This is a genomic window from Gemmatimonas sp. UBA7669 (genome assembly GCF_002483225.1).
In the GTDB taxonomy this organism is placed as follows: domain Bacteria; phylum Gemmatimonadota; class Gemmatimonadetes; order Gemmatimonadales; family Gemmatimonadaceae; genus Gemmatimonas.
In genome coordinates this window covers 80147-106992 of record NZ_DLHL01000053.1, presented here as the reverse complement: position 1 = coordinate 106992, position 26846 = coordinate 80147, and the positions used below count along the sequence as shown (strand labels likewise).

Annotated in this window: 24 protein-coding genes; 8 read left to right on the top strand and 16 right to left on the bottom strand. The window is 64.4% G+C overall.

Annotated features, from left to right (window positions below):
• Window positions 1–152: 152 nt before the first annotated feature.
• From B2747_RS16035 to B2747_RS15980, 12 genes are all read right to left on the bottom strand, one after another.
• A complete protein-coding gene (locus tag B2747_RS16035) occupies window positions 153–860 on the bottom strand; it encodes a hypothetical protein (protein WP_291163176.1) in 708 nt (235 codons plus the stop codon).
• A 157-nt stretch (window positions 861–1017) separates the two neighbouring features.
• Complete coding sequence (locus tag B2747_RS16030) at window positions 1018–1761, bottom strand: hypothetical protein (protein WP_291163173.1); 744 nt, start codon at window positions 1759–1761, stop codon at window positions 1018–1020.
• A 186-nt stretch (window positions 1762–1947) separates the two neighbouring features.
• Window positions 1948–3048 carry a hypothetical protein gene (locus B2747_RS16025; protein WP_291163170.1) on the bottom strand — a complete coding sequence of 367 codons (1101 nt, stop codon included), beginning with the start codon at window positions 3046–3048 and terminating at the stop codon, window positions 1948–1950.
• 171 nt (window positions 3049–3219) lie between these two features.
• Window positions 3220–4197, bottom strand: a complete 978-nt coding sequence (locus tag B2747_RS16020; RefSeq protein ID WP_291163168.1) for a ParA family protein — start codon at window positions 4195–4197, stop codon at window positions 3220–3222.
• Between the two features lie 157 nt (window positions 4198–4354).
• Window positions 4355–5002 carry a hypothetical protein gene (locus tag B2747_RS16015; RefSeq protein ID WP_291163166.1) on the bottom strand — a complete coding sequence of 216 codons (648 nt, stop codon included), beginning with the start codon at window positions 5000–5002 and terminating at the stop codon, window positions 4355–4357.
• Between the two features lie 332 nt (window positions 5003–5334).
• The gene (locus B2747_RS16010; protein WP_291163164.1) at window positions 5335–6738 is read right to left on the bottom strand and encodes an MATE family efflux transporter; all 1404 of its coding nucleotides are present in this window, start codon (window positions 6736–6738) and stop codon (window positions 5335–5337) included.
• A 9-nt stretch (window positions 6739–6747) separates the two neighbouring features.
• Window positions 6748–8820 carry a phenylacetic acid degradation bifunctional protein PaaZ gene (gene paaZ / locus B2747_RS16005; RefSeq protein WP_291163161.1) on the bottom strand — a complete coding sequence of 691 codons (2073 nt, stop codon included), beginning with the start codon at window positions 8818–8820 and terminating at the stop codon, window positions 6748–6750.
• The gene (locus B2747_RS16000) at window positions 8820–9422 is read right to left on the bottom strand and encodes a transferase hexapeptide repeat family protein (RefSeq protein ID WP_291163158.1); all 603 of its coding nucleotides are present in this window, start codon (window positions 9420–9422) and stop codon (window positions 8820–8822) included. Before B2747_RS16000 ends, paaZ begins: the two co-directional genes overlap by 1 nt.
• An 11-nt stretch (window positions 9423–9433) precedes the next feature.
• Complete coding sequence (gene pcaF, locus B2747_RS15995; RefSeq protein WP_414652204.1) at window positions 9434–10678, bottom strand: 3-oxoadipyl-CoA thiolase; 1245 nt, start codon at window positions 10676–10678, stop codon at window positions 9434–9436.
• A gap of 74 nt (window positions 10679–10752) precedes the next feature.
• Window positions 10753–11184 (bottom strand): hydroxyphenylacetyl-CoA thioesterase PaaI, encoded by a 432-nt coding sequence (paaI, locus tag B2747_RS15990; RefSeq protein WP_291163152.1) that lies wholly within the window; start codon window positions 11182–11184, stop codon window positions 10753–10755.
• Window positions 11181–12374: a 3-hydroxyacyl-CoA dehydrogenase NAD-binding domain-containing protein gene (locus tag B2747_RS15985; protein WP_291163149.1), complete on the bottom strand. Its 1194-nt coding sequence runs from the start codon at window positions 12372–12374 to the stop codon at window positions 11181–11183. Before B2747_RS15985 ends, paaI begins: the two co-directional genes overlap by 4 nt.
• A gap of 7 nt (window positions 12375–12381) precedes the next feature.
• Window positions 12382–13176 carry an enoyl-CoA hydratase-related protein gene (locus tag B2747_RS15980; RefSeq protein WP_291163146.1) on the bottom strand — a complete coding sequence of 265 codons (795 nt, stop codon included), beginning with the start codon at window positions 13174–13176 and terminating at the stop codon, window positions 12382–12384.
• 146 nt (window positions 13177–13322) lie between these two features.
• On the opposite strand from B2747_RS15980, the gene B2747_RS15975 reads away from it, so the two are divergent.
• The 3 genes from B2747_RS15975 (at window position 13323) to B2747_RS15965 (ending at window position 17647) form a co-directional block, all read left to right on the top strand.
• Complete coding sequence (locus tag B2747_RS15975) at window positions 13323–13610, top strand: hypothetical protein (protein ID WP_291163143.1); 288 nt, start codon at window positions 13323–13325, stop codon at window positions 13608–13610.
• 27 nt (window positions 13611–13637) lie between these two features.
• Window positions 13638–15785: a transketolase C-terminal domain-containing protein gene (locus tag B2747_RS15970; protein ID WP_291163140.1), complete on the top strand. Its 2148-nt coding sequence runs from the start codon at window positions 13638–13640 to the stop codon at window positions 15783–15785.
• A 269-nt stretch (window positions 15786–16054) separates the two neighbouring features.
• Window positions 16055–17647: an Ig-like domain-containing protein gene (locus tag B2747_RS15965; protein ID WP_291163137.1), complete on the top strand. Its 1593-nt coding sequence runs from the start codon at window positions 16055–16057 to the stop codon at window positions 17645–17647.
• A 745-nt stretch (window positions 17648–18392) separates the two neighbouring features.
• On the opposite strand, the gene paaD is transcribed toward B2747_RS15965, so the two are convergent.
• From paaD to paaA, 4 genes are all read right to left on the bottom strand, one after another.
• The gene (paaD, locus tag B2747_RS15960) at window positions 18393–18860 is read right to left on the bottom strand and encodes a 1,2-phenylacetyl-CoA epoxidase subunit PaaD (protein WP_414652206.1); all 468 of its coding nucleotides are present in this window, start codon (window positions 18858–18860) and stop codon (window positions 18393–18395) included.
• 65 nt (window positions 18861–18925) lie between these two features.
• Entirely contained in the window at window positions 18926–19738 is an 813-nt protein-coding gene (gene paaC / locus B2747_RS15955) for a 1,2-phenylacetyl-CoA epoxidase subunit PaaC (RefSeq protein ID WP_291163131.1), read from the bottom strand.
• Complete coding sequence (gene paaB / locus B2747_RS15950; protein ID WP_343125911.1) at window positions 19738–20052, bottom strand: 1,2-phenylacetyl-CoA epoxidase subunit PaaB; 315 nt, start codon at window positions 20050–20052, stop codon at window positions 19738–19740. Before paaB ends, paaC begins: the two co-directional genes overlap by 1 nt.
• The gene (paaA, locus tag B2747_RS15945; RefSeq protein ID WP_291163128.1) at window positions 20052–21023 is read right to left on the bottom strand and encodes a 1,2-phenylacetyl-CoA epoxidase subunit PaaA; all 972 of its coding nucleotides are present in this window, start codon (window positions 21021–21023) and stop codon (window positions 20052–20054) included. Before paaA ends, paaB begins: the two co-directional genes overlap by 1 nt.
• A gap of 63 nt (window positions 21024–21086) precedes the next feature.
• Between paaA and B2747_RS15940 the strand changes: the two genes are divergently transcribed.
• From B2747_RS15940 to B2747_RS15920, 5 genes are read left to right on the top strand one after another with little or no spacing between them, the layout of a single operon-like run.
• Entirely contained in the window at window positions 21087–21872 is a 786-nt protein-coding gene (locus B2747_RS15940) for an enoyl-CoA hydratase/isomerase family protein (protein WP_291163125.1), read from the top strand.
• On the top strand, window positions 21872–22636 hold the full coding sequence (locus tag B2747_RS15935) for an alpha/beta fold hydrolase (protein ID WP_291163122.1): 765 nt from the start codon (window positions 21872–21874) through the stop codon (window positions 22634–22636). Before B2747_RS15940 ends, B2747_RS15935 begins: the two co-directional genes overlap by 1 nt.
• Before the next feature lie 3 nt (window positions 22637–22639).
• Complete coding sequence (locus tag B2747_RS15930) at window positions 22640–23728, top strand: zinc ribbon domain-containing protein (protein ID WP_291163119.1); 1089 nt, start codon at window positions 22640–22642, stop codon at window positions 23726–23728.
• A gap of 17 nt (window positions 23729–23745) precedes the next feature.
• Window positions 23746–23922 carry a hypothetical protein gene (locus B2747_RS15925; protein WP_291163116.1) on the top strand — a complete coding sequence of 59 codons (177 nt, stop codon included), beginning with the start codon at window positions 23746–23748 and terminating at the stop codon, window positions 23920–23922.
• A complete protein-coding gene (locus B2747_RS15920; protein ID WP_291163113.1) occupies window positions 23919–26810 on the top strand; it encodes a WD40/YVTN/BNR-like repeat-containing protein in 2892 nt (963 codons plus the stop codon). Before B2747_RS15925 ends, B2747_RS15920 begins: the two co-directional genes overlap by 4 nt.
• The last annotated feature ends 36 nt before the right edge of the window (window positions 26811–26846 follow it).

The following is a 26846-nucleotide window of genomic DNA, read 5'->3' as shown; positions in this document are numbered from 1 at the left end:
CGCCTCGCTGTTGGGGGAAAGTTCAGCTAGCTGACTTGCGTGAGGACAGGAGTCCGGGACGTTGGCGAACGCCAAAACTAAGCCGCGAAGGCGCAAGTTTGAAGTACACTAAAGGCATTATCGCTGGGCGCCTTTGTCAGCTTCATCGATCTTTAGACGTCCCGCTCGCTGAATGTCATTGGCTGCCCCCCACCTTCAGGAAGCTTACCGCGAAGACGGAGTGAAGCTACCAGCTGGTCACGGAAGGGCTCCATTCGTCGATAGGCCATCCGCGCAAGCTCAATCTCGTACTGAAGACCTTTGCGAAGTTCGGCGTGAATGTGGACGGCATTCCGCGCTTCGTAGATCTGGGCGATCTCCGCTGCAAGCCCTACGTCAAGAAGGCCAAGCCTTACAGCGCAATCGACCTTAGCATCGAAGCGAACCTTAGTCTCGTCATTCCGACCGATTCCTTGATACGTTGGAATTATCTCCTGTCCGTTGTGGCTCAGCGCAGTTCTTAGCATCTCCAACTTAGCGGTTGGAATCGAGATACGTTTGAGGACTTTGAACTCCACAAGCTCGCGTACACTTGATTCGTCACTGAAGCGATCGAAGAGAAGATGATGGATCACCGCCTCATATATGGATGCGTACTGCAGTACCTGCATTCGCACTTGGGCGCGCTGTAACCAATCAGTGGGGTCGAGGCCGCGCAGCAACTTATATACTGACCGCGCCGCCCTAAACTCCTCAGACAGGCGATCAGCCAACTCGGCGTCTGCCACAAAATCGAAGTACCGAGAGTACCAAGCGGCGGAAGGCAGATGCGCGTCGACGTACTGATTGACCGCGAGGCGTACTTCGGGGATAAAGGACATAGACGTTGAAGGCCAATTGTTTAACGCTCACGTTCTCTTGCAGGGCCCTTCAACAGAACGCGACCAGTGAGCGCAGCGAACAGGGAGCAATCCTCAATGGCCCTATCAGGGGCAACGCAAGGTCAGGCGTCACGGTTCACTGCGGACACCGAGTGCGCTACTCTGCTCTACGGTGTTTGGCTTCCATCTCCAATCGGATTTCGTCGTACATCGCATCCCACCAGCCTTCAATTTCCTGGCAAGCCGCTTCAACTGCCTGCATGCGACGTTTGAGGCTGGCCGGTGCAGCCTCGCACGCAGGAGCAAACAAGTCCACAACTTTGCAGTGTGCTTTGACGGGGTGATCCCCGTGCTCGCCGAGATACGTGTAGAGAATCGACGACGCGTTCAGTAACGCCTCGCCGCTAAGCTTGAACTCTTGTGAGGCGTGTAGCTTGATCGCACCGACGACTCTCTCGGTACCACGCTCAAGGAGCAGGAGGTCGGGAGCTACAACGATCTGGACATTGCCGCGCTGAATTCGCGCACCCTCACGCTGTCCCGCCGAAGCGATGACCTTGTCCGACCGAACTGAATCCGCGATCGGTGCGAAAGCTTCAATCGCGCGGGCGGAACCCAGCAGGGAGTCCTGCTTGGACTTCTTCGCTTCGGAAGCCGCCGAATCTCGGAGTCGATTCGCGCCTGCGGTTAGATCGCGGCGAGTACTCAGTGGCAGCCGCAAATACTTCCGGATCTCCGTCTTCGCCTCGACATACCACCAGCGGCGCTTTTCAGAGTCATCCAATACCTGCTTTATCTGTGCTCGAACCAATGACCGCCGCCGAGTGGAGCTCGCAGAAACCGAGTACTCCGCGACTTTGCACATCGGGAAGACAGGAGCTTTGCGCTGCACCATGTTCATCGGGATCTCCCAAAGAGGACTTCTAATTCTAGCCGAAAGAAAGCCGAAAATCTAGGGTCACGCATGGGCAGCCTTTGGGGAACGCTAGCGACGCCTAACGCCGGCTTCTGCAGCGGGCGCTCCAACTCGATGCGCGCGCGGCGAGCTTCCGAAAAGGCGTCCGACTGCAGCAGGCATCGTTAGGTGTCACTTCGCGGTCCGGAGCTTCTTCAGTACGCCGAGGTATGTCTCGTTCTTCTCTCGATTTTCCCAAGTGGCCTCCACGTGCGCCTTGAGCGCAGGTACGTCTGACTCGATCGTCGTACGCCAGAGGTTGGGGCTGTACGCCAGCACTCGCAGCACATTGTCCACATCGAACACTCGGTCCGTGCCCTCAGCGTGGATCAATGCGACAGGCAACTCATGCGCAAGACGCATCCCTAGTTCGAAAAGTACGTTAGGGTTGTGCTCCGTGAGATCGCAGATCGCCAAGTCCGCTCCAAGAACCTCGTTGACAATCGTGGCGTGAATAATTTCGGTTCCTTGGCGATTTGCCGTGCGCACCTCGAATCCCGCCTCCGTTGCGGCCGGAATGATGAGGCTGTTAAGCACCTCCAGAAAGAAGCCCGCTGGGTATCGTCCGCTTCGCTCACTAAATGGCATGATCACGAAGCACACTTTACCGGTGCGCTTCTTGGGTTGCCCGATGACCACGGTAGCTGTGTGCGAGGCTTGATCGCCGTTCCCTGACCCGCCGCTATCGGATTGTCCGTCGTATGTGGACAGTCCGAGGTGCTCTGCATTCTCGCGAAACACCCGTGAGAACTCATCGTGCAGAGGTTCTGGCAGGTCGAACTGCTTGGTGAGAGTATTTCCGAGGTACTTGAGTTCGGGTAGCTGGCTACCGCGATAGTGCTCTAGAACTCTTCGAAAAAGATCGACGTTCAGGAACGCCTGCTTCTTGAGAGCTTCTTCCTCTGTGGGCGAGCCTGCATAGGCGAGTTGCCGACCGAAATCAGTAAGCGCTATTGCCTGTGATCGAATCGTCCCCGTCGTCAAGCCGAACTGACTTGCGGCAGAGAGCAGGTAAACGAAGTCGTTGTTTGTCGCAGAGAGATTGCAGTACTCTGCCACCAAAGCTGGCTCGAGTGGATTGCCACCGTTCTTATCCTTGATCGCGGCGACCACCTCAAGGGCCTTCTTTAGCGGCACTCGCGGGTAGGGCCGCTTGATCTTCGTTGCGGCACCTTGGGCGCCCCGTGGAGAGGTTCTTGAGACCTTCTTCCGTCCAGATTTGCGCGCGGTCATCGCTGTAGCCTTTACGGTTGATTGCTTTCGGTATTGTGACACCTAACGCCGAGCTTCTCCTACGAGCGGATCAAATAGAAGCGCGGGCGCGCCCAGCGCAACCAAAGCCCGCTCGTAAGTAGCAAGCAACGTTGGCCAGCCGCGGCCGCGTAACGCGCCATCCGTGGCGATTCAGAGGCCGGCCAAGGTGGCGGCGAGTGGTTCGAATTGCGTGCGACTGTCGCGGGCCTTTTCGATGTGCGCCCCTTTCAGGCCGTCAGCCGAGGTACAGAGGAAAACTGGCTTGCGTGCCTCCAGCGAATACGGAATTAGGCTGTGCAGGTTGGGGATCTTGCAGAGTTCGAAACCGGGACTGGTGTGGGAGACGACTTGGTGGAGCGGCGTAAGCGGATCGACGATGTTTTCCTGAACTGCTCCCTCGATTCGTGATCCGAACAGCTGCCACCCCTGCGTCATACCCGAGGAGGTATTCCTAAGGTTGTGCTGCTGAGTGACGAAGCCGGCGAACTTGGCCTTGCCATCCGGTAGATCGAGGCCCGACCCCGTCCAAGCGGCGTTCGCTTGATCCCACTCCCTTCGCCACTTCACCAGCTTGCTCCCGAGATTCTCCGTGCCCCGGATAGAAAAGAGGTCAGGGGCGACCGGAACCACGAAGTAGTCGCTTCCGCTCAACATAGCTCGGTTGAGCGCACCGAGGTTGGGACCAAGGTCGATCAGGACTATCGTCGCCTTGGCCTTCTCGGCCGTTGCGATGACCGCGCGATGAAGTGCGGATTGGGCTCGGAGCGCCGCCTCGCTTCCGCCCTTCGCGCTGTTCCACGTTTCGCCGAGAAGATCCTCGAACTCCGAGAGCAGCAGGTCGCCTGGAAGGATGCTGAGGTTGGTGCGGACGGCCGTCGGCGCCCGGTTGCGAATATCTCCAATGGTGCGGGCGACCGGTTCGATCGCCCGCCAGATGCTATTGCCTGTGTCTTCCCAAGCCTTTTCGATCTGCTTCTCAGACAACGTGTAAGCCGTGAGGTTGCACTGGCTGTCTGCGTCGACCATTAGCACGGAGTGCCCGTCCTCGGCGAGGACGTGGGCGACATGGTAGAGGAGGGTCGTCTTGCCGACGCCTCCCTTATTGTTGAAGAACGCGATCGCTTTCATAGAGGATCAGAACGGGGTACGAGAGCGGGCTGCCCAACGCAAAGCTCTGCCGCAGGGCCCAGTAACAATGCGGCCGGCGAACGCAGTGAGCCAGCCACGCTCATTGTACGCCCTGTCGGCAGCAGCAACGTTATGCGGCACCCAGAGATCGCGCCGTTCACTTCAAATCGGCCGGCAACTTGAGCGACGTTGTGATTGCGCGAGGAATGGCTGGATCAAAGCCCTTCCGGCGCAGCGAAATGCTCAGCGTGAACAGGAGGCCTGGCGCAGGCACCAGCACTACTGTGCGCTGATTGTCGAGCCCAGCACGCGCAACAACAGTTGTCTGCTGGATGACAACCACTTTGCGATTCTCAAGCGTAACGAGTTCGTGTCGAACACACTCAGCTGTGCCACCCATGTCCCGCGCCTGCCGGCTAAGCGTTTGGCACAGTTCGCCAATTAATTGGCCGAGCTCCTTAGAGTTCATCTCTGCGAATGTCGACGAAGTCATCTGGGGGGAGACGGTGACGTTCATGTTCGCAGAATTGGCTGGCACCGTGGGATCCTTCGCACGAAACAGCGGTGTGTTCTCGTTGCTTGCTGCCATTTCCCTCAGATCTCGCGTTGAGCCGCGTCGCATTCGCGCCAGAGCGGCCTCACGGTTTGAAGTCAGATCTGCGTCGGATGCCAACTGCCAAGTGGCGGGGAGAGAGATTCGAGTTCCGAAGCCCGTAGCACGTTCTGAGAATTCGCCTTGAGCACCAACCAACAATGGAGTCCACAGGCTGAGAACGGACAGCGCGACGTAGGCGGTTCTTGTCATCAAAGGTCTCCTTTGCCGCGTAACGCTAAATGGACTGCGCCAAACTGCTGCGCCACGGCGCTTCGACCGCTCGATTCTGCAGCATAACAACCTCTAGTTTCACGAGCAGGCTAAGCGCAATCCCGTTGACTTCCGCCAACTTACGGCCCGAAACACCGCATCCGCCAGCCCGCGTTAGACTGCGGTTATCGCAGTCTAACGGGAGCTGTCCGAGAGAGAGCAGCGCCCACCCCACCCACAACAAGCACCGGCTCTCGCGTCCAGCGACTCCAAATCATCTTACCGAACTCAGCCATTCGCGCCACCAGGCCGGGGCGCGAACCGAACCGCCCCTACGCCCCCCGCAACCCCAACTGAATCCCCCGCCACTTCCCCTGCTCGAACCGCCACACGCTCAACGCACACCGCGTCGCGTGCCCCATCACAATCGCCAGCCAGATGTCCGTCGGCTGCAGCGGCCGCATGCTCTGCACAAATGTCAGATACCCGATGGGCAGCGCGAACTGCGACGCCAGGGTGATGAACAGCGGACTCCGCGTATCACCCGTGCCCTGCAAACCACCCGTAAACGTCAGGGCCACGGTGATGAACAAACCCGACACGCTCAAATACGCCAGCAGCGTGCGGCCAATGCGCACCACGTTCGGGTCGTCCATACCGAACAGTCCGAGCAACTGCGCCGGCACCGCCACGAACAGCACACCCACCGTGATGGCAATTCCCAACCCAATGCGCGCGGCATGCCGCACCGCCAAGCGGCTGCGCTCAGGATAGCCCGCGCCCAGGTTCTGCCCCGCCACCGTGGCCGCCGCACCCATGAGGCCCACACTGGTCCAGGTCACCAGCGAAAACAACTCGGTGTAACCCACGGCATACGCGGCCTGGGCCTCGGCGCTCTGCGCCGTACTGCCAATGAAACGCAGCAGCATCACACCCGCCACGTTCATGGCAATGCCCTGCAAACCCGTGGGCAATCCAAAGCGGAACAGCGCACGAATGATTTCCCAGTCGGGCTTCCACGACATGCCGCGGAAATCAATCACCCACTTGCCGCTGAACAGCATGCGAATGGCATACAGCGCCACCAGGCCGCTCGATATCATCATGCCCGCCGCCGCACCGGCCGTACCCATCTCGGGGAACGGGCCGTAACCACGAATGAGCAGCACGTTGAACGTGATGTTGCCAATGGTGAGGCCAATGCCCAGACGCATGGGGGTCTTGGCATCACCCGCCGAACGCAGCGCCCCGCCCAGCATGAAGAACATCATCATGCCAAAGCCGAACACGAACATGATGCGCAGAAACGGCAGCGCCTCGGCTTCCACGTTGGGCGCCGCGTTCACGAGGCTCAACAGCCAGGGCGCGGCAAAGTAGCCCACCGGCGCCAGCACCCCCACCGACAGCACCAGCGCCAGCAGAAAGGCCTGCGAGGCCGCGCGGTTCATGCCCGCCTCGTCGCCCGCACCGGCAAAGCGTGACACCAGCACGCCCATGCCGCTGAACAGCGAGGAGATGAACACCATGACCACCAGGAAGATCTGGAAGCCCACACCGATGGCGGCATTCGCGGCATAGCCCACGAAATGCCCCACCAGCGCGTGGTCGATCATGCCCTGCAAGCCCCCGATGACGTTCTGCAGCACTGTGGGCCAGGCCACCTTCCACACCGCAGGACCGATGGGCCCCTCAACGATGGAACGATCGATCTTGCGGGTGGCAGTGGTGGTGGTCATGGAGAAAGATCAGGCGGCCTGCGCGGCCGCACGTTGCCGAGCCACAAGGGTGAGGATGCTGTACACCGCCACCGGCTCGTTGTGCTGGTTGAACACTTCCACGTCCCACTCCACGACCCCCTGCGGAATGGTGCCCTCGGGCGTGTCCTTGGCCGTCTTCTGCTTCACGGTGAGACGCACATGGATGCTGTCCCCCGGATATACGGGCTTGGTGAACCGCAGTTTCTCGAGACCGTAGTTGGCCAGCACCGGGCCCAGCGCCGGGTCCACGAACAACCCCGCCGCCGCCGACACAATGAAATAGCCGTGCGCCACGCGTCCCTCGAACACGCCGTTCGACCGCGCCTCCTCGTCGTTCATGTGGGCGTAGAACTTGTCACCACTCAAGGCGGCAAAGGCCTCCACATCTTTCAGCGTGATCTCGCGCGACTTGGTGATGATGGTGTCACCCACCTGCAGCTCGTCGAAGGTCTTGCGGAAGGGATGCACCTCGTCCTTGTGCTCCTCGGCGCCCTTGGTCCACTCACGCGTAATGGCCGTGAGCATGCTGGGGCTGCCCTGCAGGGCCACACGCTGCAGATAGTGCGTGACACCACGCGCGCCGCCCATTTCCTCGCCACCACCGGCGCGACCCGGTCCACCATGCACCAGGTTGGGCAGCGGCGAGCCGTGGCCCGTGCTTTCCTTGGCGCTCGTGCGATCGAGCACCAGCATGCGGCCGTGCCAGCAGGCCGTACCGAGAATGACTTCCTGCGCCACCTTGGGGTCGTGCGTGACCAGTGAGCCCACCAGCGAGCCCTTGCCCATGCGCGCCAACTGCACGGCCTCACCCAGGTCGCGATACGGCATGATGGTGTTGACCGGACCAAAGGCTTCAATGTCGTGCGGCTCGAGACGCGACAACGGGTCGGCGCAGTACAAAAGCTCCGGCGCATAAAACGCGCCCTTCTCGCGGTCGGCACCCACCACGGCAAAGTCACCGCCACCATACACCCGCTCGGCGGCCGCACGAATGGCCGCCGCACTCTCACTCACCGACGTCACCTGTCCACGCGAAGCCAGGGGCCCCATGCGCACGCCTTCGGTGGTGGGGTTGCCAATGGTGGTGGTGCCAAGGCGCTTGGAGATGGCCTGAATGACCGCCTCCTCGAGACCGGCCGGCACGATGGTGCGGCGAATGGCCGTGCACTTCTGGCCGGCCTTGGTGGTCATCTCGCGCACGACTTCCTTGACGAACAAGTCGAACTCCTCGGTGCCCGGCACGGCGTCGGGGCCCAGCATGCAGCAGTTGAGCGAGTCGGCTTCCATGTTGAAGCGCACGGAGTGCCGCATGACCGACGCGTGGCTCTTGAGCTTCTGACCCGTGGCCGCCGAGCCGGTGAAGGCCACCACGTCCTGCTCGGTGACATGGTCCAGCAGGGTGCGCGCTTCACCGCAGATGAGCTGCAGCGCGCCGGCCGGCAGTTCGTTGGTGTCGAGAATGGCCTTGAACACCGCATGCGTGAGGTGACTGCCCGTGGTGCTGGGCTTCACCACGCAAGGCACACCGGCCAGCAGCGCGGGAGCCAGCTTTTCGAGCATGCCCCACACCGGGAAGTTGAAGGCATTGATGTGCACCGCCACTCCTTCCATGGGCACCAGAATGTGCCGGCCCACGAAGGTGCCGTTCTTGGACAGCGGCTCGGTGGGGCCCTCCACGTGGAAGCGCTCGTTGGTGAACTCGCGGCGGCCACGGCTGGCGTAGGCAAAGAAGGTGCCGATGCCGCCCTCGATGTCCACCCACGAATCGGTGCGCGTGGCGCCCGTGTGGTACGACAGCGGATAGAACTCTTCCTTGCGTGCCATGAGCGCGATGGCAATACGCTTGAGCATCAGCGCGCGCTCATGGAAGGTGTAGCGGCGCAGCGCCGGTCCACCCACGCGGCGCGCGTAGTCCAGCATGGCCTGGAAGTCGAGTCCACCCGAAGACGTTTCGCCAATGACTTCGCCGGTCACGGCATCGACGAGCGACGTCATGGCACCGGTGCCGGTCACCCACTCGCCGGCGGCGAAGTTCTGCAACTTGTACATCTGCGTCGACATCAGCCTTTCTCCTTGCGGGTCTCGTTCCAGGTCTTCAGGATGCTGCTTTGCATGGGCCGGTTGGCTGGCAGTTCACGCAATGGTTCCACGGGACGCCAGCCCGCGCGCATGGCGGCCGGCAATTGCTGATAGAGCGCGGTGCCGTCGGTCTTCCAGGCCAGCATCTCGTCGCTCACGTCCTTCACGATCTTGGCGGGGTTGCCCACCACCACCTTGCGGTCCGGGATGATCATGTCGGCCGGCACAAAACACAGCGCGCCGACAATGCAGCCCGAGCCCACCACCGCGTTGTCCATGATGACGGCATTCATGCCCACCAGCGTGTTGGCGCCAATGCGCGCGCCGTGCACAATGGCCCCGTGACCAATGTGCGCGCCGGCTTCGAGCGTCATGGTCACGCCGGGGAACATGTGCAACGTGCAGTTCTCCTGCACATTGCAGCCGTCCTCGATGACAATGCCGCCCCAGTCGCCACGAATGGCCGCACCCGGACCCACGTACACATCGCGGCCGATGATCACGTTGCCCGTGACCGCGGCCTGCGGATGCACGAAGGCCGACTCGTGCACCACCGGAATGAACCCGTCGAACTCGTAAATCATGCGCGTACCACTCAGACTCCGGCGCGCTCGAGAATCATCGCGTAGCCCTGCCCCACACCAATGCACATGGTGCAGAGCGCGTAGCGGCCGCCACGGGCCTCGAGTTCACGCGCAGCGGTCAGCGCCAGACGCGCGCCACTCATACCCAGCGGGTGGCCCAGCGCAATGGCGCCGCCGTTGGGGTTCACGCGGGCGTCGTCGTCGGCCAGCCCCAGTTCACGCAGGCAGGCCAGCGACTGTGCGGCAAAGGCCTCGTTGAGCTCGATCACGTCCATCTGCTCCAGCGTGAGGCCCGCGCGCTCCAGCACCAGGCGTGTGGACGGCACCGGGCCCATGCCCATGATGCGCGGCTCCACGCCGGCGGCCGCGCTGGCCACCACACGCGCCAGGGGCTTGAGACCGAAGCGCGACAGCGCCGCATCCGACGCCAGCAGCAAGGCCGCCGCGCCGTCGTTGAGGCCGCTCGAGTTGCCGGCGGTCACGCTGCCCTGCCCGTCGGTGCGAAACGCCGGCTTGAGCTTGGCCAGCGTGTCCACCGTGGTATCGGGCCGCAAAAATTCGTCCTGCGCCACCACCAGCGGATCGCCCTTGCGCTGCGGCACACTTACCGGCACGATCTCGCGCGCAAAGCGTCCGCTGCTGCGCGCGGCGGCGGCCTTCTGCTGCGAGCGCACGGCAAAGGCGTCCTGATCGGCGCGGCTCACCCCATACTGCGCCGCCACGTTCTCCGCCGTCTCGCCCATGCTGTCGGTGCCGTGCATGGCCTTCATGCGCGGGTTCACGAAGCGCCAACCCAGACTGGTATCAAAGAGCTGCACATCGCGCGCAAAGGGTGTGCTGCCCTTGGACATGACAAACGGCGCACGTGTCATGCTCTCCACGCCGCCAGCCACGTACAACTCACCCTCGCTCGCCTTGATGCCACGCGCTGCCGAAGCCACCGCGTTGAGGCCTGAAGCACAGAGTCGGTTGATGGTTTCGCCCGGCACCGACACCGGCAGTCCGGCCAACAGGCCCGCCATGCGCGCCACGTTGCGATTGTCTTCGCCGGCCTGATTGGCGCAGCCCATGACCACGTCGGCAATGGCCGACACATCAAAGCCCGGCGCGGCCTCCTGCACACGCGCCACCAGCGCGGCAATGACATGTGCCCCCAGGTCGTCGGCGCGCACACCGCTCAGCGCCCCACCAAGATTGCCGATCGGGGTACGCACCCCGTCCACGATCCATGCCTCCGTCCGTCCCATCGCCGTCATCTTGCCGTCATCCCGTGTGGGGGTGGTTTGCCAGTCGATTGCTGTGTGAAACAGGCCGGCGCATTAGCACGCGCTCAGGCCAGTTCGTGCTGCCTGGTGGTGCGATACACCGTGCCGCGGAAATGTCCCACGATCTGCTCGCGCTGGTTGCGCACGGTCACGTCGACAAAGGCCAGGCGGTTGCTCTGACTCTGCTCCACGGCCACGGCCACCAGCACATCGCCCGGATACGAGGCCACGGGAATGCCGAGGTGCATGTCGATGGCCACACTCAGCGTGCCGCCGCCGTTGGTGGCAAAGGCAAAGGCCGAATCGGCCAACGAAAACAACGCGCCGCCGTGCAGCGTGCCAAAGCCGTTCACCATGTCCTCGCGCACCGCCATGCGCAGCACGGCGCGGCCTTCGCTTGCCTCCAGCACTTCCATGCCCAGCAACTGCGAAAACGCATCGCGGCGCATGAGATGCGCCACGACTTCAGCCGGCGTGTGTGTCGGCGACCCGCTCACAGCCGACGCGTATCCGTCAGCGACACACCCGCCTGCACGGCCCGGCGCAACCGCACACTGGGCCGGTAGCGATCATCACCCGTCTCGAACTGCAGCGACTGCAAACGTGCGAGCACCGTGGCCGCGCCAATTTCGTCGCCCCAGGCCAAGAGACCCTTGGGATAGTTGACGCCCGTGGTCATGGCCAGCTCCACATCGGCCACGCTGCACACACCCACATGCACCGCGTCCACCGCCTCGTTGATGAGCATGGCCAGCACCCGATCCACGATGCCCTGCCCCAGCGCGGGATCTTCAACCGGCGATGGCTGCACCGCACCCTCGGCGTAGTCGTAGAAGCCGCGGCCCGTCTTGCGGCCCAACCAGCCCGCTTCCACGAGACGCTGCTGCTGCAGACTGGGGCGATAGCGCGGGTCGCCATACATGGCGTCGAACACCGAACGTGTCACGGCAAAGTTCACGTCGTGACCAATGAAGTCGGTGAGCTCGAACGGCCCCATGCGGAAGCCGCCGATGGTCTTGAGCGCCCAGTCAATCGTGGCGCAGTCGGCCACGCCTTCTTCACGCATGCGCATGGCCTCGCCGTAGTACGGCCGTGCCACACGGTTCACGATGAATCCCGGCGTGTCGGAGGCGATGACCGTGACCTTGCGCCAGCCGTCGGCCAGCGCGCGCACCGCGGTCGCCACCTCGGCGCTGGTGGTGATGGCGGGGATGACTTCCACCAGCGGCATGATGGGCGCCGGATTGAAGAAGTGCAGACCCACCACGCGGCTCTTGTGTCGACACGCACCCGCCAACGCCGCAATGGACAGCGACGAGGTATTGGAGGCCAGCACCGCATCGGGGCGCACCACCGACTCGAGCGTGCGCAGCAACTCCTGCTTGGGCCCGAGCTGCTCCACGATGGCCTCGATGACCAGATCACACTCGGCCAGCGGCGCCAGATCACCAAGCGAGGTGCCTTCCACGTAGCTGAAGCGGGCCAAAACGGCGTCGGCTTCTTCCTGCGTAAGGCGCTGCTTCTCCACCTCGCGCGCCATGGCCTTCTCGTGGGCGGCACGCGCGCGCACCAAGGCCATGGGATGCGCGTCGCAGAGCACCACCTCGTGGCGGAACTGCGCGGCCACCTGCGCGATGCCCGCGCCCATGGCTCCTGCGCCCACCACACCAATCTTGCGAATGTGCATACCCATCTCAGGCGCCGCGGTACACGGGCGCGCGCTTCTCGAGGAACGCGCGCACACCCTCGGCGTAGTCCGCCGTCTTCCCCGCCTCGGTCATGCAAGCGGCTTCCACATCGAGCTGCGCGTCGAGCCCGTTGGCCGCACTGGCCAGCAGCGCGCGCTTGGTGAGACCAAAACCACGCGTAGCCTGCGAGGCCAATTGACGCGCCACCTTCATGACCGTGTCCAGCAGCTCGGCCTTGGGCACGACATCCCAGATGAGTCCCCAATCGCGCGCCTTGGTGGCCGGCAGCTTTTCAGCCAGGAAGAACATGCCAGTAGCGCGCTGATGTCCCACGAGACGCGGTACAAAGAAGGTGCCACTCGTGTCGGGAATGAGCCCCAGCTTGGCAAAGCTTTCCACGAAACTCACATCGTCTGCAGCCCAGGTGAGGTCACAGGCAAAGGCCAGATTGGCGCCCGCGCCGGCGGCAATGCCGTTGACCGCGCAGAGCACCGGTTTCTCCAGAGAGCGAATGGCGCGGATGATGGGGTTGTAGCACTTGACCACGATCTCGCCGATGTCGGGCATGGGCCCGTCGCCCTTGGGCAGGGCCTCGGCCAGATCCTGACCGGCGCAGAAGCCGCGACCGGCGCCGGTGAGCACCACCGCCCGCACACTTTCGTCGCGCGCCGCATAGGCCAGCGCCGCTTGCAGCGCCTCGGCCATCTCCAGGGTGAAGCTGTTGAGAACGTCGGGCCGATTGAGCGTGATCAGCAGCACGCCGTCGGCCTGCTCGAGGAGGAGGGAGGAGGAAGCAGACATTCCTGAAAGATAGTCAAGTGGCGCAGGCCACGGGCCCTGCAGCCCGGCCTGAGCAAGGCTTCACGCACAGCCGGCACGTCTGGTCTCGCTTTTCCTCGATTCACGCCGTACTCTAGCCCTGTCGTCCCACCTCGCGGAGCGTGTCCATGGATACGGTGCTCATGCAGTGGCTGGCTGCAGTCGGCTGGTCGGCCTTCTCCTGGGCCCTGGCCGGCCTGTTTGTGGTCAACGGTGCGGCGGCCGTGCTGTTTGTCATGCGCGGCAGTCGTGACCTGGTGCAACGCTGGACCACCTGGTGGCTGGCCGCCAACCTGCTGCTGGTGGCCGTCGGTGTGGGGGTGCCCACAATCACCACCGTCACCCGTCTCGCCATCACCGCCGCCCGCGCGGTGGCGCCCAACGCACTCTGGGCCCAGCGACAAACTCCCGATTGAGGGGTCATCGGGGCAAATTACGGGTCTATGCCTTCCAAGACCGCAGTTCGCCCCGCCAAGACCGACGTCGCGTCGTCCAGGTCCGCCAGCGCCGATCGCGCGCCGCGCGCCGGCTTCGACTGGCGTCGCATCGCCTACCACACGCTGGTCTCGCGTGCGCTCGACGACGTGGAAGAAAGCACCAACCGCAATCGCGCCACGACGCCGCGCGAGCATCAGGTGCTCTACCAGTTCTCGGCCCGCGGCCATGACATGGCGCAGACCATTCTGGGCTCGCTGCTGAATGGCACGCACGACGGCGCCGGCGCCTACTATCGTTCGCGCCCCATGCTGCTCTCGGTGGGTCTCAGCATCGAAGACGCGCTGGGCAGCCCGCTCGGTCGGGCCGGCGGATTCAGCGATGGCCGTGACATTGGCGTGGTGTGCAACCTGCCCAACCGTGAAGGCTGCACGGTGTTGCCCATGGCCGGTGACGTGGGTGGACAGTACACGCCAGCGGCGGGGTGGGCGCAGAGCATTGTGTACCACCGCGACGTGCTGAAGGACGCGAGCTACGCCAACAGCATGGCCGTGGCACTGGGCGGCGACGCCTCCGTGGCCACCAACGGCTTCTGGGCCGCACTCACCATGGCCACCACGCTCAAACTGCCCCTGCTGTTTTACATCGAGGACAACGACCTCGGCATCAGTGTGCGTGGCGACATGCAAACGCCTGGTGGCGACATTGCCAAGAATCTCGCGTCGTTCACCAACCTGTTCATTCGCAACGGCAACGGCAGTGATCCGCACGATGCCTCAGGCAAGCTGGCCGAGGCGGTGGCGCATGTGCGTGCGGGCAACGGGCCGGCGCTGGTGCGTCTCACGGTGCCGCGTCTCTCCAGTCATTCGGGGCCGGACAATCAGAAGGGCTATCGCAGCGACGAGGAGATTGCGGCCGACCTGGCGCGTGACCCGCTTCCGGCGCTGCGCAACTACCTCGTGCCCTCGCTGCTGAGCGAAAGCGCGTGGCAGGAACTCGAAGCCGAAGTGGCGCGCGATGTCGAGATTGCGCTCACGGCCGCGCGCGCACGCGCCATGCCCGACGCCAGCACCGTCGCGCGTCATGTGTACTGTGAAGCCGACGCGCCCGATGCCATGGGTGGTTTGTCGCGCGCCGAGCGCGAGGCCCTGGGTGGCAGCGATGTGCCGCAGGACGGCGGCGACCTGCTGCGTTTTGCCGAGGCCGTGCGTCGCACGCTGCGTCATGAACTCAGCGTGAACCCCAAGGTGGTGGTGTTCGGTGAAGACGTGGGCCGAAAGGGCGGTGTGCATCTCGTCACCGAAGGCCTGCAGAAGCAGTTCGGCGCCGAGCGGGTGTTCGACACCAGTCTCAGCGAAGAGGGCATCATTGGACGCGCGGTGTCCATGGCCATCAGCGGACTCGTGCCCGTGGCCGAGATCCAGTTCCGCAAGTACGCCGACCCGGCGACGGAGCAGCTCAACAACTGTGGCACGATGCGCTGGCGTACGGCCAATCGTTTTGCGGCGCCCATCGTGGTGCGCATGCCCGGCGGCTTCGGCAAGGATGTGGGCGACCCCTGGCACTCGCTCAGCGACGAAGTGCGATTTGCGCATGCGTATGGCTGGCAGGTGGCCATGCCGTCCAACGCCGCCGATGCCGTGGGCTTGCTGCGTGCGGCCATGCGCAGCCCCAACCCCACCATCTTCTTCGAGCATCGCTCGCTGCTCATGACCGGCGATGGCTCGGCGCGCTATCCGGGTGACGACTACGTGCTGCCCTTTGGCCGTGCCGCGGTGCGGCGCGAAGGGACGGACGTCACGCTGGTGAGCTGGGGCGCCATGGTGCACCGCTGCACCGAAGCCGCCGAGGCCTTTGGTGACGCGGTGGAAGTGCTGGACCTCCGCACCATTGCCCCTTGGGACCGCGAGGCCGTGCTGGCCTCGGTGCGCAAGACGGGCCGCTGTCTCATTGTGCATGAGGACAACTGGACGGCCGGCTTTGGCGCCGAGATCGCGGGCACACTGGCCCAGGAGGCCTTCTGGCATCTTGATGCGCCGGTGGCCCGTTTGGCGCCGCGCGACATTCCCGTGCCCTACCACCCGGTGCTGCTGGATGCGGTGGTGCCCACGGTGGACGCCATTCAGGCTGAGCTGACGCGACTGCTCGCCGTGTAATTTGCATCACAATTGCAGTCCGAACTGCTGAGCCGTCACAATCTCGTGACGGCTCAGCGCATTTGGTGACCTTGGTCACGGTTGAGCGGTCCTTGGAGTTCAGGCCGCCCTGCGACGCAGCCACGTGGGACCGAGGGACTGTGTCGCGTGATGTATCGCACGGCGCCGGAATGCTTTACTATTGCTGTGCCGGCATTTGGATCGTTGAGCCCGATGCCGGCGCGGGCGTTGTCCGGCCCGCTTTCCTGGCTTCCTCCCGGAGGTATCACATGAAGAAAAACCTGGTCGGAATGTCGTTGCTCGCTGCCGTAATGGCGGCGCCAACGCTGCAGGCCCAGAATCTGGGCGAGCGCATCGAGGTGGGTGTGTTCGGTCAGTACACCAAGATGGACAAGGAAATTCGCATCGACGACGCGTTCGGCGTGGGTGGCCGGCTCGGCATGTCGGTGTACAAGTGGCTCGGCATCGAAGGCGACATCCAGTACGCCAAGACCAAGGCCGCGCGCAATCCGTTCGAAGACATCACCTACCGTCCGTTCCGTGGGCTCGGCACGCTGACCATCCCGGTCACGCCCGGCAAGAAGGCCTCGCTCATCCTCGGCGCCGGTTACGCGCAGCAGGTGTTTGCGGGCCGCGTCACGGCCAATGAGTACGAGGATGCGTTCACAAGCCTCGTGGGCCTCAAGATCTGCGGCAGCGGCAAGTGGGGTCTCCGCCTTGACGGTCTGATGGACTACGATCCGTCACCGCAGGAGCAGGCGCTCGACGGCACGTCGCAGCAGCTGGGCCTTCGTGCCGGTGTGAGCTACGCGCTGCGTGGCAGCTGCGCCTCCACCGAGCCGTTTGACTGGGCGCTCAAGATGGACCCGGCCAGCGCCACGGTGAACCGCGGCAGCGAGCGGCAGTTCGCGCTCAGCGCGGCCGACCTCAAGACGCGTCCCATCGAGCTGCGCAAGGTGCAGAACCTCACCTGCTCCTCGAGTGATCCGTCGGTGGCCACGGTGGACAACACCGGCAAGGTCACGGCCGTCAAGCACGGCACGGCCACGATCACCTGCAAGGGCATCGTGAAGAAGATCGAGCGCATGGCCTCGTCCACCGTGACGGTGCCGCCGCCGGCCTGGACGCTCACGCTCGACCCGCGCAGCGGTTCGACCGATGTGGGCAAGACGCTGTCCTTCACGTCGAAGGCCACCGATGCCGACAACGTGGACCTCGGCGCCATCACCTGGAGCTCTTCCAACGCTTCGGTTGCCTCGGTCAACAACGGCACGGTGACCTGCAACGCGGCCGGTACGGCCACGATCACCGCCAGCAAGACCGCCTACGGCAGCAGCAAGACGGAGACGGCGTCGGTGGAGTGCAAGGCCATTCCTGCGGCCCGCGTGGCCTTTGACACGACGCTCTTCCAGTTCGACAAGGCCGTGGTGCTCAAGGCCGGCAACGACACCCTCAAGGTGATCGTGGCGGCCATGAAGGCCAACCCGAACATGCGCATCTCCATCGAGGGTCACACCGACTGGTATGGCTCGGAGGCGTACAACAACACGCTGGCCAAGTCGCGTTCGGAGGCGGTGTACAAGCAGCTGCTCCGCGTGGCGGGTGCGGATGCGAACGCCATCAAGGACCGTGTGCTCTGGTCGAGCTTTGGCGAGCAGTGCATCCTGGTGCGCAACGGCGACACCGAGCAGGAGCCGCCGCCAGCGCGTCGTCCGCGAGTCTCGGCGGCCAACCGTGCGGCGCAGGCGGCCAACCGCCGCGTCGAGATCTGGCAGGTGCTCGAGGGTCAGGGCGCGCCCACGGGCTGCCGCTCGGAGAGCGAGCGGGCCGGTCGTCGCAGCTTCGGCGATCTGGTCAAGTAAGCCAGGCTGAGAGGTAGCAAACGGGCCCCGGTGCATTGCGCCGGGGCCCGTCTTGTTTCGTGTGTTGTGCCGCGGGCTGGTCTTGACTGATTACCACGGATTTCGCGGACAACCAGGGAAACAGCAGGATGGAACGGAATGAATCCGTGCACTTTCGGTGGAGAGCAGCTGGTTCCCCACGCAGATCCTTCGGATTTGAATTGAGTTCAGCGCAACCGCCTCGTTCGCGCTCAGGCAGTTGAGTTCGGGCTGCAGTTCTCTGCCAACTCTGCGTCCTCACTTCCTCTGCGTGAGCTGTTGATGGTCCGGCCGAAGCGCCGCCACTCGTTGTATCGGAGAGCTCGTTAACAGCTCACGCAGAGAAGCGGAGGAAAGGAGGGCGCAGAGAGGAGCCGTTCGGGTTGAACTACCTTGTCGCGGATGACGCGGATTGGGCGGAAACCACACGGATCAGAAATGAGGATCGTTCAAGAACAATTCGTCACTCTGCGTACTCTGCTGTTCTCCCGCAGTTCTCTGCGTGAGCCGTTGACGGTCCGGCCGGAGCACCGGTACTGGTTGCATCCGAGAGTTTGTTAACAGCTCACGCAGAGAATTGGAGGAATGGAGGGCGCATAGAGAGGCCACTACGAACCCCTAAAGGACCGGCTTTCGTGCATAGCCCACGAGTCCTGTGGTTTCCGTCCAATCCGTGTCTTCCGTGGTAATCAGTTGCTGCTATTCACCGGCCAGTCAGAGCGTCCAGTTACAGCGGCTTGAACTCGTCGAAGGGCGAGCCGCAGGCGCGGCACTGGTGAATGGCCTTGCAGGCCGTGCTGCCAAACTCCGACTGCAGCACCGTGTCGGTGCTGCCGCAGAACGGACAGGCCACCGCGCTGCGTGCACGCGTGAGGGTCACCAGCCCCTGGGACTCGGCCTTGCCCGGCGGCGCGATGCCGTAGCGCCGCAGCTTTTCGCGCGCCTCCGGCCCAATCCAGTCGGTGGTCCAGGCCGGCGAGAGCACCGTGCGCACTTCCACCGCCGGCGCACCACGCGCCAGCAGCACGGCCTTCACATCGGCCTCCATTTCGCGCATGGCCGGGCAGCCCGAGTAGGTGGGCGTCATGGTCACCAGCACCCGCTCGGGCGTGATGTCCACGTCGCGCACCACACCCAGCTCCACCACGCTGATCACCGGCACTTCGGGATCGGGCACGGTGTTGAGCAACGCCATCACGTCGTCGCGCGTGAGCGCAAACGTCGAACTGCCTGACCCGGTTGACCCGCTGCTCACAATGCCTACCAGCTCGCGCCGGGATGCGCGCGCGCCACGCTCTGCATGGTGGCCAGCAGATGGCCCAGATGCTCGGTGTGAAAGCCCGTGCGTCCCCCGCGGCGTACCGCCGTGCTCGTGGGCATGGTGAGCGTCGCGCGCTGCAGCACGTCTCGCACCATGGTGGTCCACAATGCACGCAGCGCCTCATGGTCCACCACGATGCCCTGCGCCTCCACGGCGGCGTCCACCTCGTCGCGGTCGAACAGCTCACCCGTGAAGCGCCACAGTTCGTCGAGCGCATGCTGCGCGCGCTGGTGGCTCTCCTCGGTGCCGTCGCCCAACCGCACCACCCACTCGCTGCTGTGGCGCAGGTGGTACTTGTCTTCCTTGAGCGACTTGGTGGCGATGGCCGCCAGACCCTCGTGCCCGCAACGCGACAGCTGATCCCACAGCAGCACACTGTAGGTATCAAAGAGGAACTGCCGCATCATGGTCATGGCAAAGTCGCCATTGGGCTGTTCCACCAGCAGCGCGTTGCGGAAGTGCACCGCATCGCGGAAGTAGGCCAGCGTGTCGTCGCTGCGGCCTTCGCCCTCCACCTCACCCGCCAGAGCCAGCAACGACGAGGCATGCCCGATGAGATCCAGCGCGATGTTGGCCATCGCGATGTCCTCCTCGAGAATGGGCCCGTGGCCGCACCACTCCGACACACGATGCCCGAGAATAAGCCGGTCGTCGCCGAGTCGCTGCAGATAGTCGGCCAGCGGGTTGGCCACCGGCACCTTGCGCGGCGCCGCGATGGGCACGTCGGGCGCCTTGTTGATGACTTCAGCCATCAGAAGATGCGCACGCCACGCGGCGCGATATAGAACTGCGGATGCCGGTAGGCCTTGTCGTTGCCGGGATCGAAGAACGGCCCGGCATCCGACGGCGCCGACGCCACGATGGCTGTCGTGGGCACCACCCACAGGTTCACGGCTTCGCCGCGGCGTGTGTACACGTCACGCGCGTTCTGCAGCGCGTGCTCGGCGTCGGCCGCGTGAATGCTGCCCGCGTGCTCAAAGGGCTCGCCGTGGGCGCCCTGGGTGAACACCTCCCAGAGCGGCCACTGGCTGTCCGCAATTGCGCCGTTGCCAATGGAAGCGCTCATCAGGCCGCCGCCGTGGCCTGGCGCGCCTTCTGCTTCTCGGCGTGGGCCGTGGCTGCTGCGCGCACCCACTCGCCTTCCTTGTGCGCCGCCTGACGGGCCGCCATGCGCTCGTGATTGCAGGGGCCTTCGCCCTTGAGCACGGCGTGGAACTCGCTCCAGTCGATCTCGCCGAACTCCCAGTCACCCGTGGCCTCGTTGAGCTTGAGATCGGGGTCCGGAATGGTGATGCCCAGCGCGATGGCCTGCGGCACGGTGAGGTTCACGAAGCGCTGACGCAGCTCGTCGTTGGTCTTGCGCTTCACGCGCCACTTGAGCAGCTCGGCGCTGTTGGGCGAGTTGGTGTCGCTGGGGCCGAACATCATGAGCGAGGGCCACCAGAAGCGGTTCACTGCGTCCTGCAGCATGGCCTTCTGCGCCGGCGTGCCCTTGGACAGCACCATGCAGACTTCGTAGCCCTGGCGCTTGTGGAAGTTTTCTTCCTTGCAGATGCGCACCATGGCGCGCGCGTAGGGCCCGTACGAGGCCTTGGCCAGCACCGTCTGGTTCACGATGGCGGCGCCGTCCACCAGCCAGCCAATCACCCCCACATCCGCCCAGGTGAGCGTGGGGTAGTTGAAGATGCTGGAGTACTTGGCGCGGCCGTCGAGCAGCTGCTCGGTGAGCTCCTGCCGATCCACACCCAGCGTTTCCGTGCCGCAGTAGATGTACAGGCCGTGACCGGCCTCGTCCTGCACCTTGGCCAGCAGCGACAGCTTGCGCCGCAGGCTGGGGGCGCGGGTAATCCAGTTGCCCTCGGGCAGCATGCCCACGATTTCGGAATGGGCGTGCTGGGACATCATGCGCGTGAGCTGCTTGCGGTAGCGCTCCGGCATCCAGTCCTTGGGCTCGATGCTCTCGCCGGCGGCGATGCGGGCTTCAAAAGCGGCCAGGAGGGCCGCCTCCTCGGTGGGAACGGGCATGGTCTGGTCCATCAGGGAAAGATAGGCAGGCGGATCGGGATTCGACAATCGGAACGGGAGGCTATCTTCTCCCGCATGACTCCCGATCACCCCACTCCGGAAACGGGTCCGAACGGATACGTCCGAACCCACGTGGCCGCTGGAATCGGCCGCATCGAGTTTTACCACCCGAAGAGCAATTCGCTCCCGGGCACCCTGCTGCGCGAACTGGCGTCCACCATCACCAACGTTTCCCGCCAGCCGGAAGTTCGCGTCATCGTGCTGCAGAGCGGCGGCACGGGCCCCTTCTGCGCCGGCGCCTCCTTCGACGAGCTGACCAGCATTACCGACATCGCGCAGGGTCAGCAGTTCTTCTCGGGCTTTGCCGGCGTCATTCTGGCCATGATGCGGGCCCCGCAATTCGTCGTCACCCGGGTGCATGGCAAGGCGGCCGGCGGCGCGGTGGGTCTCATTGCCGCGTCCGATTACGCCATTGCCGTGGACAAGGCCTCGGCCAAGCTCAGCGAACTGGCCGTGGGGATCGGTCCCTTTGTTGTGGGACCGGTCATCGAGCGCAAAATCGGCCTCGCCTCGTTCAGCCAGATGGCGGTGGACGCCGACTGGCGCGACGCGGCCTGGTGTGAGCGCCGTGGCCTGTATGCCAAGGTCGTGCATGAAGAGCTGGCGCTCGACGGGGCCGTGGATCAGCTGGCCAGCACGCTGGCGGCCAGCAATCCCGAAGCCATGGCGCAGATGAAGCAGGTGTTCTGGGCCGGCACCGAACACTGGGACGCCATGCTGGCCGAACGCGCCACCATGAGCGGCACGCTGGTGCTGTCGGATTTCACGCGCCAGGCCATCAGCGCCTTCAAGGCCAAGTAATGGCGACATCCGCTCGTCCGGCGCTGCTCATTGTCCATGGGGCACTGGGCAGCGCCGAGCAGATGGCACCGGTAGCGGACGCGGCGCGCGCGCACGAGGTGTTTGCTGCCGTGCACACGCTGGAGTTGCCGGGGCATGGACGTACACCAGCGTTGAGCGATGCGGAAAGCGATGCGGAAAGCGATGCGGAAAGCGACGCGGCGTTCAGCATGCCGGCATTTGCCGACGTGATTGCCGCGCGTGTACGTGAACTGGCGCCGCAACGCGTGCTGGTATTCGGCTACTCCATGGGTGGCTACGCCGCGCTGCTGGCCGAGCAAATGCAGCCGGGGCTCGTGGCGGGCATCGTGACCCTGGGCACCATGCTGGCATGGACACCCGAGGTGGCGGAGGCGGGTGCGCGACGTCTCAACCCCGAGGGCATGCGTGCCAAGGTACCGGCCTTTGCCGATGCCCTGGCCGCGCGTCACGCCGAAGCCGGCGGATGGGAACTCACGCTCACACGCACGGCCGCCGTGCTGCGCGCGCTGGGCGAGGCGCCGCCGCTTACCACGACGTCTGTGGCACAGATTGCTGCGCCCGTGCGATTGCTGGTGGGTTCGCGCGATGACTCCGTCACGCTCGAGGAGTCGCAGCGCTTTGCCGAAGCCATGCCGCGTGCCGAAGCCGTGTTGCTCGAGGGGGTGCCCCATCCCATCGAGAAAGTACCGCTCGACCTGTTGATTGCGCAGCTCTCACCGTTCGCCTCACGCCTGCCGGAGTAACACATGTTCCGCGCCTTTCGCGTGCCCGAACGCATCTTTGCGTTCGCGATGTGGGTGGTGTCTCTGGTCTTTGCCAGCTTCCTCATTGGGCTTGGTGGCAAGATCGTTGGTGAACTGCCGGGCGCTCCGGACCGCCTGCAGTTGCAGGAGTTCGTCGACCCGACGCTGGCCGCGCCGCTGCGCAGTGCACGCGATTCGCTGCAGGGTCTGCAGCGTCGCACGCAGGACGAACGCGATCGCGCCATGCAGGGGCACATTGCGGCGCGCAACGCCTACACGGCGCAGAAGGAAACCTTCGACGCCTGGATTGCCACCCGCACCGCCACCACCGATCCGCAGCAGGATCCCGAAGTCCTCTCGCGCACGCGACAGCTCGATTCACTCAAGGTCATCGAGCGCGACGCCGAATCCGAACTGGAGCGCATCGACACACGCCTGCTCGATATTTCGCAGGCCCAGGAGGCCAACCGCGAAGCGCAGATCGAGCTCGAACTTGCCGCGCGCGGGCCCTTCGAGAAGGCACGGTTTCAGCAGGAGCTGACCACCTTCGGCTTGCGGCTCGCGCTCACGCTGCCCCTGCTGGTGGTGGCCGGCTGGATGGTGATGCGCAAGCGCAAGAGTGAGTACTGGCCGTTGCTGCGTGGCTTTGTGCTCTTTGCCGTGTTCGCGTTCTTTGTGGAGCTGGTGCCCTACCTGCCCAGCTACGGCGGCTATGTGCGCTACGGCGTGGGCATTGTGGTGTCTCTGGTGGCCGGCGTGTACACCATCCGCGCCATGCGCAAGTATCTCGCGCAGCGCCAGCAGGTGGAGCAGCAGAGCGAGGAAGAACGTCGCCGCAGTCTCAAGTACGAGGAGGCACTCAAGCGGCTCGATGCCGGCGTCTGCCCGGGCTGCGAGCGTGCCGTGGCCAAGGGTCCCGAGGGCCCCAGCAACTTCTGTGTGCACTGCGGCCTCCGACTCTTCGACAAGTGCGGCGAATGCAGCACGCGCAAGAATGCGTTCTATCCCTATTGCCCCACCTGCGGCACACCGGCACAGGGCCGGCATGCCGATGCAACACCGGCCTCGGCTTCTGCGGCTGTTCCCACCTGACCTCTGCCCTTCCCTCGATGTCCCGTCGTCTGACCCGCTCAGCGGTGCTCGCACTGCTGGCGCCACTGCTCTTCCCCGCAACGGTCGCTGCGCAACGCAGTGATCGTCGCGCAGCCGCCGCGCCCGCAGCCACTCCGCTGCCTGCCGAGCTGCTCAAGAGCACAGCATCCGTCCGCTCGGCCCCGGCGTCGTGACGGGCCGCATTGCCGACATCAAGATCGATCCGGTCAATCCCAGCACCTGGTACATCGTCAGCGCGTTTGGTGGGGTGTGGAAGACCAACAACCGCGGCGCCTCGTTCACGCCCATCTTCGAGAACTATGGCGCGAACAATCTCTGTTGCATGGAGATCGACCCCAAGAACTCCGACGTGCTCTGGCTGGGCACGGGTGAGAATCACAGTCAGCGCAGCGCGCACTTTGGCGATGGGCTCTACAAGAGCACCGACGCCGGCAAGACCTGGAACCGCGTGGGGCTCGCAGCATCGGAGCACATCGGGCGCATCGTCATCGACCCGCGCAACAGCGAGGTGGTGTACGTGGCCGCGCAGGGTCCGCTGTTTTCGGCGGGTGGTGAGCGTGGTCTCTACAAGACCACTGACGGTGGCAAGACCTGGACGCGCAGCCTGTTCGTGAGCGACAACACCGGCATCACCGATGTGGTGATGGACCCGAAGAACCCCGACGTACTGTATGCGGCGGCCTATCCGCGTCGCCGGCATGTGGGTCAGGCCATCGGGGGCAGCCCCGAGGGCGGGCTGCACAAGACCACCGATGGTGGCAAGACCTGGACCAAATTGAGCAACGGCCTGCCCACGGGTGATGTGGGCCGTGCGGGACTGGCGATTGATGCGCGCAGCACGCCCACGCAGGTGTATGCGTTCATCGAGGCGTCCAACTTCCAGTCGGGCCTTTATCGCAGCGTGGATGACGGCGCCAGTTGGACGCGCTACGGCAAGAACGCCGTCGTGCCGCGTGGCCCGGGTGGCGGTGCTGGTGCTGGTGGTGGTGGAGGTGCGGGTGGTGCGGCGCGCGCCGGCGCGGCCCCGCAGGACAGCGCGCGCGCGGCCATGGCGCAGTGGTTCACGAACGGCCTGGGCCAGTACTACAGCGAGCTGTTCCTCGATCCGCACCGCCCCGGTCACATCTACTCGGTGGCCACCAATCTCTCGCGCAGCACCGACGGCGGCGCCACCTGGTCGAACACCAACTGGGAAGGACGCGGTGTGCATGTCGATCATCACGCGCTGGCCTTCGACCCGGTGGACAAGAATCACATTCTTTTGGGCAACGACGGCGGCCTGTACGAAACCTACGATGCCGGTGAGACCTGGAAGTTCCACGCCACGCTGCCCATCACGCAGTACTACCGTGTGGGTGTGAACAACGCCAAGCCGTTCTACTACGTGTGCGGCGGCACGCAGGACAACTTCTCGCAGTGCGGCCCTTCTCGCACCACCAACACCTGGGGCATCCGCAACAGCGACTGGTTCAACATCGTGGGCGGCGACGGCTTCCAGGCCCGCGGCCACATGGAAGATCAGCACATCTTCTTTGGCGAGTCGCAGAACGGCGGCCTCAGTCGCTTCGATATGCGTACGGGACGTGGACAGGGCATCCGCCCCACCACCGCCTCGGCCGGTGGCGATGAAAGTGGCGCGGCCGCCACGCCCGACTCCTCGGCACGCCGCGATTCGGCCGTAACGCGTGTGCGCGATCGCACCAACTGGGATGCGCCGTTCATTTTGAGCCCGCACAATCCCGATCGCATCTACTTCGCGAGCCAGTTCGTCTATCGCTCCGACGATCGTGGCGACTCGTGGACACGCGTGAGCCCCGACCTGTCGCGCAATCTCAATCGCGACAGCCTGCCCATCATGGGCAAGGTGTGGCCGCGTGGTTCGGTGGCACTCAATGTGTCCACCACCGACTTGTCCAATGTGGTGAGTCTCGACGAATCGCCGGTGCTCGAGGGCCTGCTCTGGGCCGGTACCGACGATGGCCTGCTGCAGGTGTCGGAAGATGGCGGCAGCACCTGGCGCCGCATCGAGAGCTTCCCGGGCGTGCCCAAGTACACCTACGTGAGCGACGTGCTGGCTTCGCCGCGTGATGCCAACACGGTGTTCGTGGCACTCAACAACTGGCAGCGCGGCGACTATGCGCCGTACCTCGTCAAGTCCACCGATCGTGGGCGCACCTGGACCAACATCACGGCCAATCTGCCGGCGCGGCACAATGTGTGGGCCGTGGCACAGGATCACATCAACGGCGATCTGCTGTTTGTGGGCACCGAGTTCGGCCTCTTTGTCTCGGTGGACGGCGGCGCGTCGTATGCGGCGCTGCGCGGTGGCATGCCCGTCACGCAGGTGCGCGATCTCACCATTCAGAAGCGCGAAAACGACTTGGTCATGGCCACCTTTGGCCGCGGCTTCTACGTGCTGGACGACTACTCGGCGCTGCGCGAGCTCAACTCCACGGCCCTGGCCGAGGACGCCCGTCTGCTGCCGCTGCGTCATGCGTACAACTTCACGCCAGGTGGGTTGGCGCCGGCCGGTGCGGCGGGCACCCTCGCCATCAGCGGCAACTACAGCACGCCAAACCCGCAGGTGGGCGCGTGGATTACGTACCACGTGAAGACTGCCGCGGCCACCGGCAGCAAGTACGTGCTCACCATTGCCGACAGTGACGGCAAGGTGTGGCGCCGCTGCGAGCTCGATCGCACGCCGGGCCTCAAGCGCTTTGTGTGGAACCTGAACGGCGATCCGGTGCCGCCGGACAGCGCGCAGCTGGCGCGCATGCGCCGTCAGTTTGGTGGCCAGATGCCGGCCGCCATGCAGGCGCAGATGGACAGCCTGGCGCGTGGCCGTCCCGCCCCACAGGCCATGCAGACCTGCACCGGCTTGGGTGGCGGCGGCGGTGGTGGTGGTGGTGGTGGCTTCGGCGCGGCCGCGCTGCTGCGTGGTCAGGCACCACGCGTCCCGAACGGCCGCTACACCGCCACGCTCAACCTGCAGACGGGTGACACGCTCACCAAGGTGGGGCCGTCGCAGACCTTCATGGTGCTGCCGCTGCTGCAGCCGTGATGGCCCGAGTGGCCTGCTGAACGCACAAACGCCCCC

Bases quoted from the DNA above. Each gene is read 5' to 3' on its own strand.
- B2747_RS16035 (WP_291163176.1), bottom strand. From the start codon at position 860: ATGTCCTTTATCCCCGAAGTACGCCTCGCGGTCAATCAGTACGTCGAC.
- B2747_RS16030 (WP_291163173.1), bottom strand. From the start codon at position 1,761: ATGAACATGGTGCAGCGCAAAGCTCCTGTCTTCCCGATGTGCAAAGTC.
- B2747_RS16025 (WP_291163170.1), bottom strand. From the start codon at position 3,048: ATGACCGCGCGCAAATCTGGACGGAAGAAGGTCTCAAGAACCTCTCCA.
- B2747_RS16020 (WP_291163168.1), bottom strand. From the start codon at position 4,197: ATGAAAGCGATCGCGTTCTTCAACAATAAGGGAGGCGTCGGCAAGACG.
- B2747_RS16015 (WP_291163166.1), bottom strand. From the start codon at position 5,002: ATGACAAGAACCGCCTACGTCGCGCTGTCCGTTCTCAGCCTGTGGACT.
- B2747_RS16010 (WP_291163164.1), bottom strand. From the start codon at position 6,738: ATGACCACCACCACTGCCACCCGCAAGATCGATCGTTCCATCGTTGAG.
- paaZ (WP_291163161.1), bottom strand. From the start codon at position 8,820: ATGTCGACGCAGATGTACAAGTTGCAGAACTTCGCCGCCGGCGAGTGG.
- B2747_RS16000 (WP_291163158.1), bottom strand. From the start codon at position 9,422: ATGATTTACGAGTTCGACGGGTTCATTCCGGTGGTGCACGAGTCGGCC.
- pcaF (WP_414652204.1), bottom strand. From the start codon at position 10,678: ATGACGGCGATGGGACGGACGGAGGCATGGATCGTGGACGGGGTGCGT.
- B2747_RS15985 (WP_291163149.1), bottom strand. From the start codon at position 12,374: ATGCACATTCGCAAGATTGGTGTGGTGGGCGCAGGAGCCATGGGCGCG.
- B2747_RS15980 (WP_291163146.1), bottom strand. From the start codon at position 13,176: ATGTCTGCTTCCTCCTCCCTCCTCCTCGAGCAGGCCGACGGCGTGCTG.
- B2747_RS15975 (WP_291163143.1), top strand. From the start codon at position 13,323: ATGGATACGGTGCTCATGCAGTGGCTGGCTGCAGTCGGCTGGTCGGCC.
- B2747_RS15970 (WP_291163140.1), top strand. From the start codon at position 13,638: ATGCCTTCCAAGACCGCAGTTCGCCCCGCCAAGACCGACGTCGCGTCG.
- B2747_RS15965 (WP_291163137.1), top strand. From the start codon at position 16,055: ATGAAGAAAAACCTGGTCGGAATGTCGTTGCTCGCTGCCGTAATGGCG.
- paaD (WP_414652206.1), bottom strand. From the start codon at position 18,860: ATGGCGTTGCTCAACACCGTGCCCGATCCCGAAGTGCCGGTGATCAGC.
- paaC (WP_291163131.1), bottom strand. From the start codon at position 19,738: ATGGCTGAAGTCATCAACAAGGCGCCCGACGTGCCCATCGCGGCGCCG.
- paaB (WP_343125911.1), bottom strand. From the start codon at position 20,052: ATGAGCGCTTCCATTGGCAACGGCGCAATTGCGGACAGCCAGTGGCCG.
- paaA (WP_291163128.1), bottom strand. From the start codon at position 21,023: ATGGACCAGACCATGCCCGTTCCCACCGAGGAGGCGGCCCTCCTGGCC.
- B2747_RS15940 (WP_291163125.1), top strand. From the start codon at position 21,087: ATGACTCCCGATCACCCCACTCCGGAAACGGGTCCGAACGGATACGTC.
- B2747_RS15935 (WP_291163122.1), top strand. From the start codon at position 21,872: ATGGCGACATCCGCTCGTCCGGCGCTGCTCATTGTCCATGGGGCACTG.
- B2747_RS15930 (WP_291163119.1), top strand. From the start codon at position 22,640: ATGTTCCGCGCCTTTCGCGTGCCCGAACGCATCTTTGCGTTCGCGATG.
- B2747_RS15925 (WP_291163116.1), top strand. From the start codon at position 23,746: ATGTCCCGTCGTCTGACCCGCTCAGCGGTGCTCGCACTGCTGGCGCCA.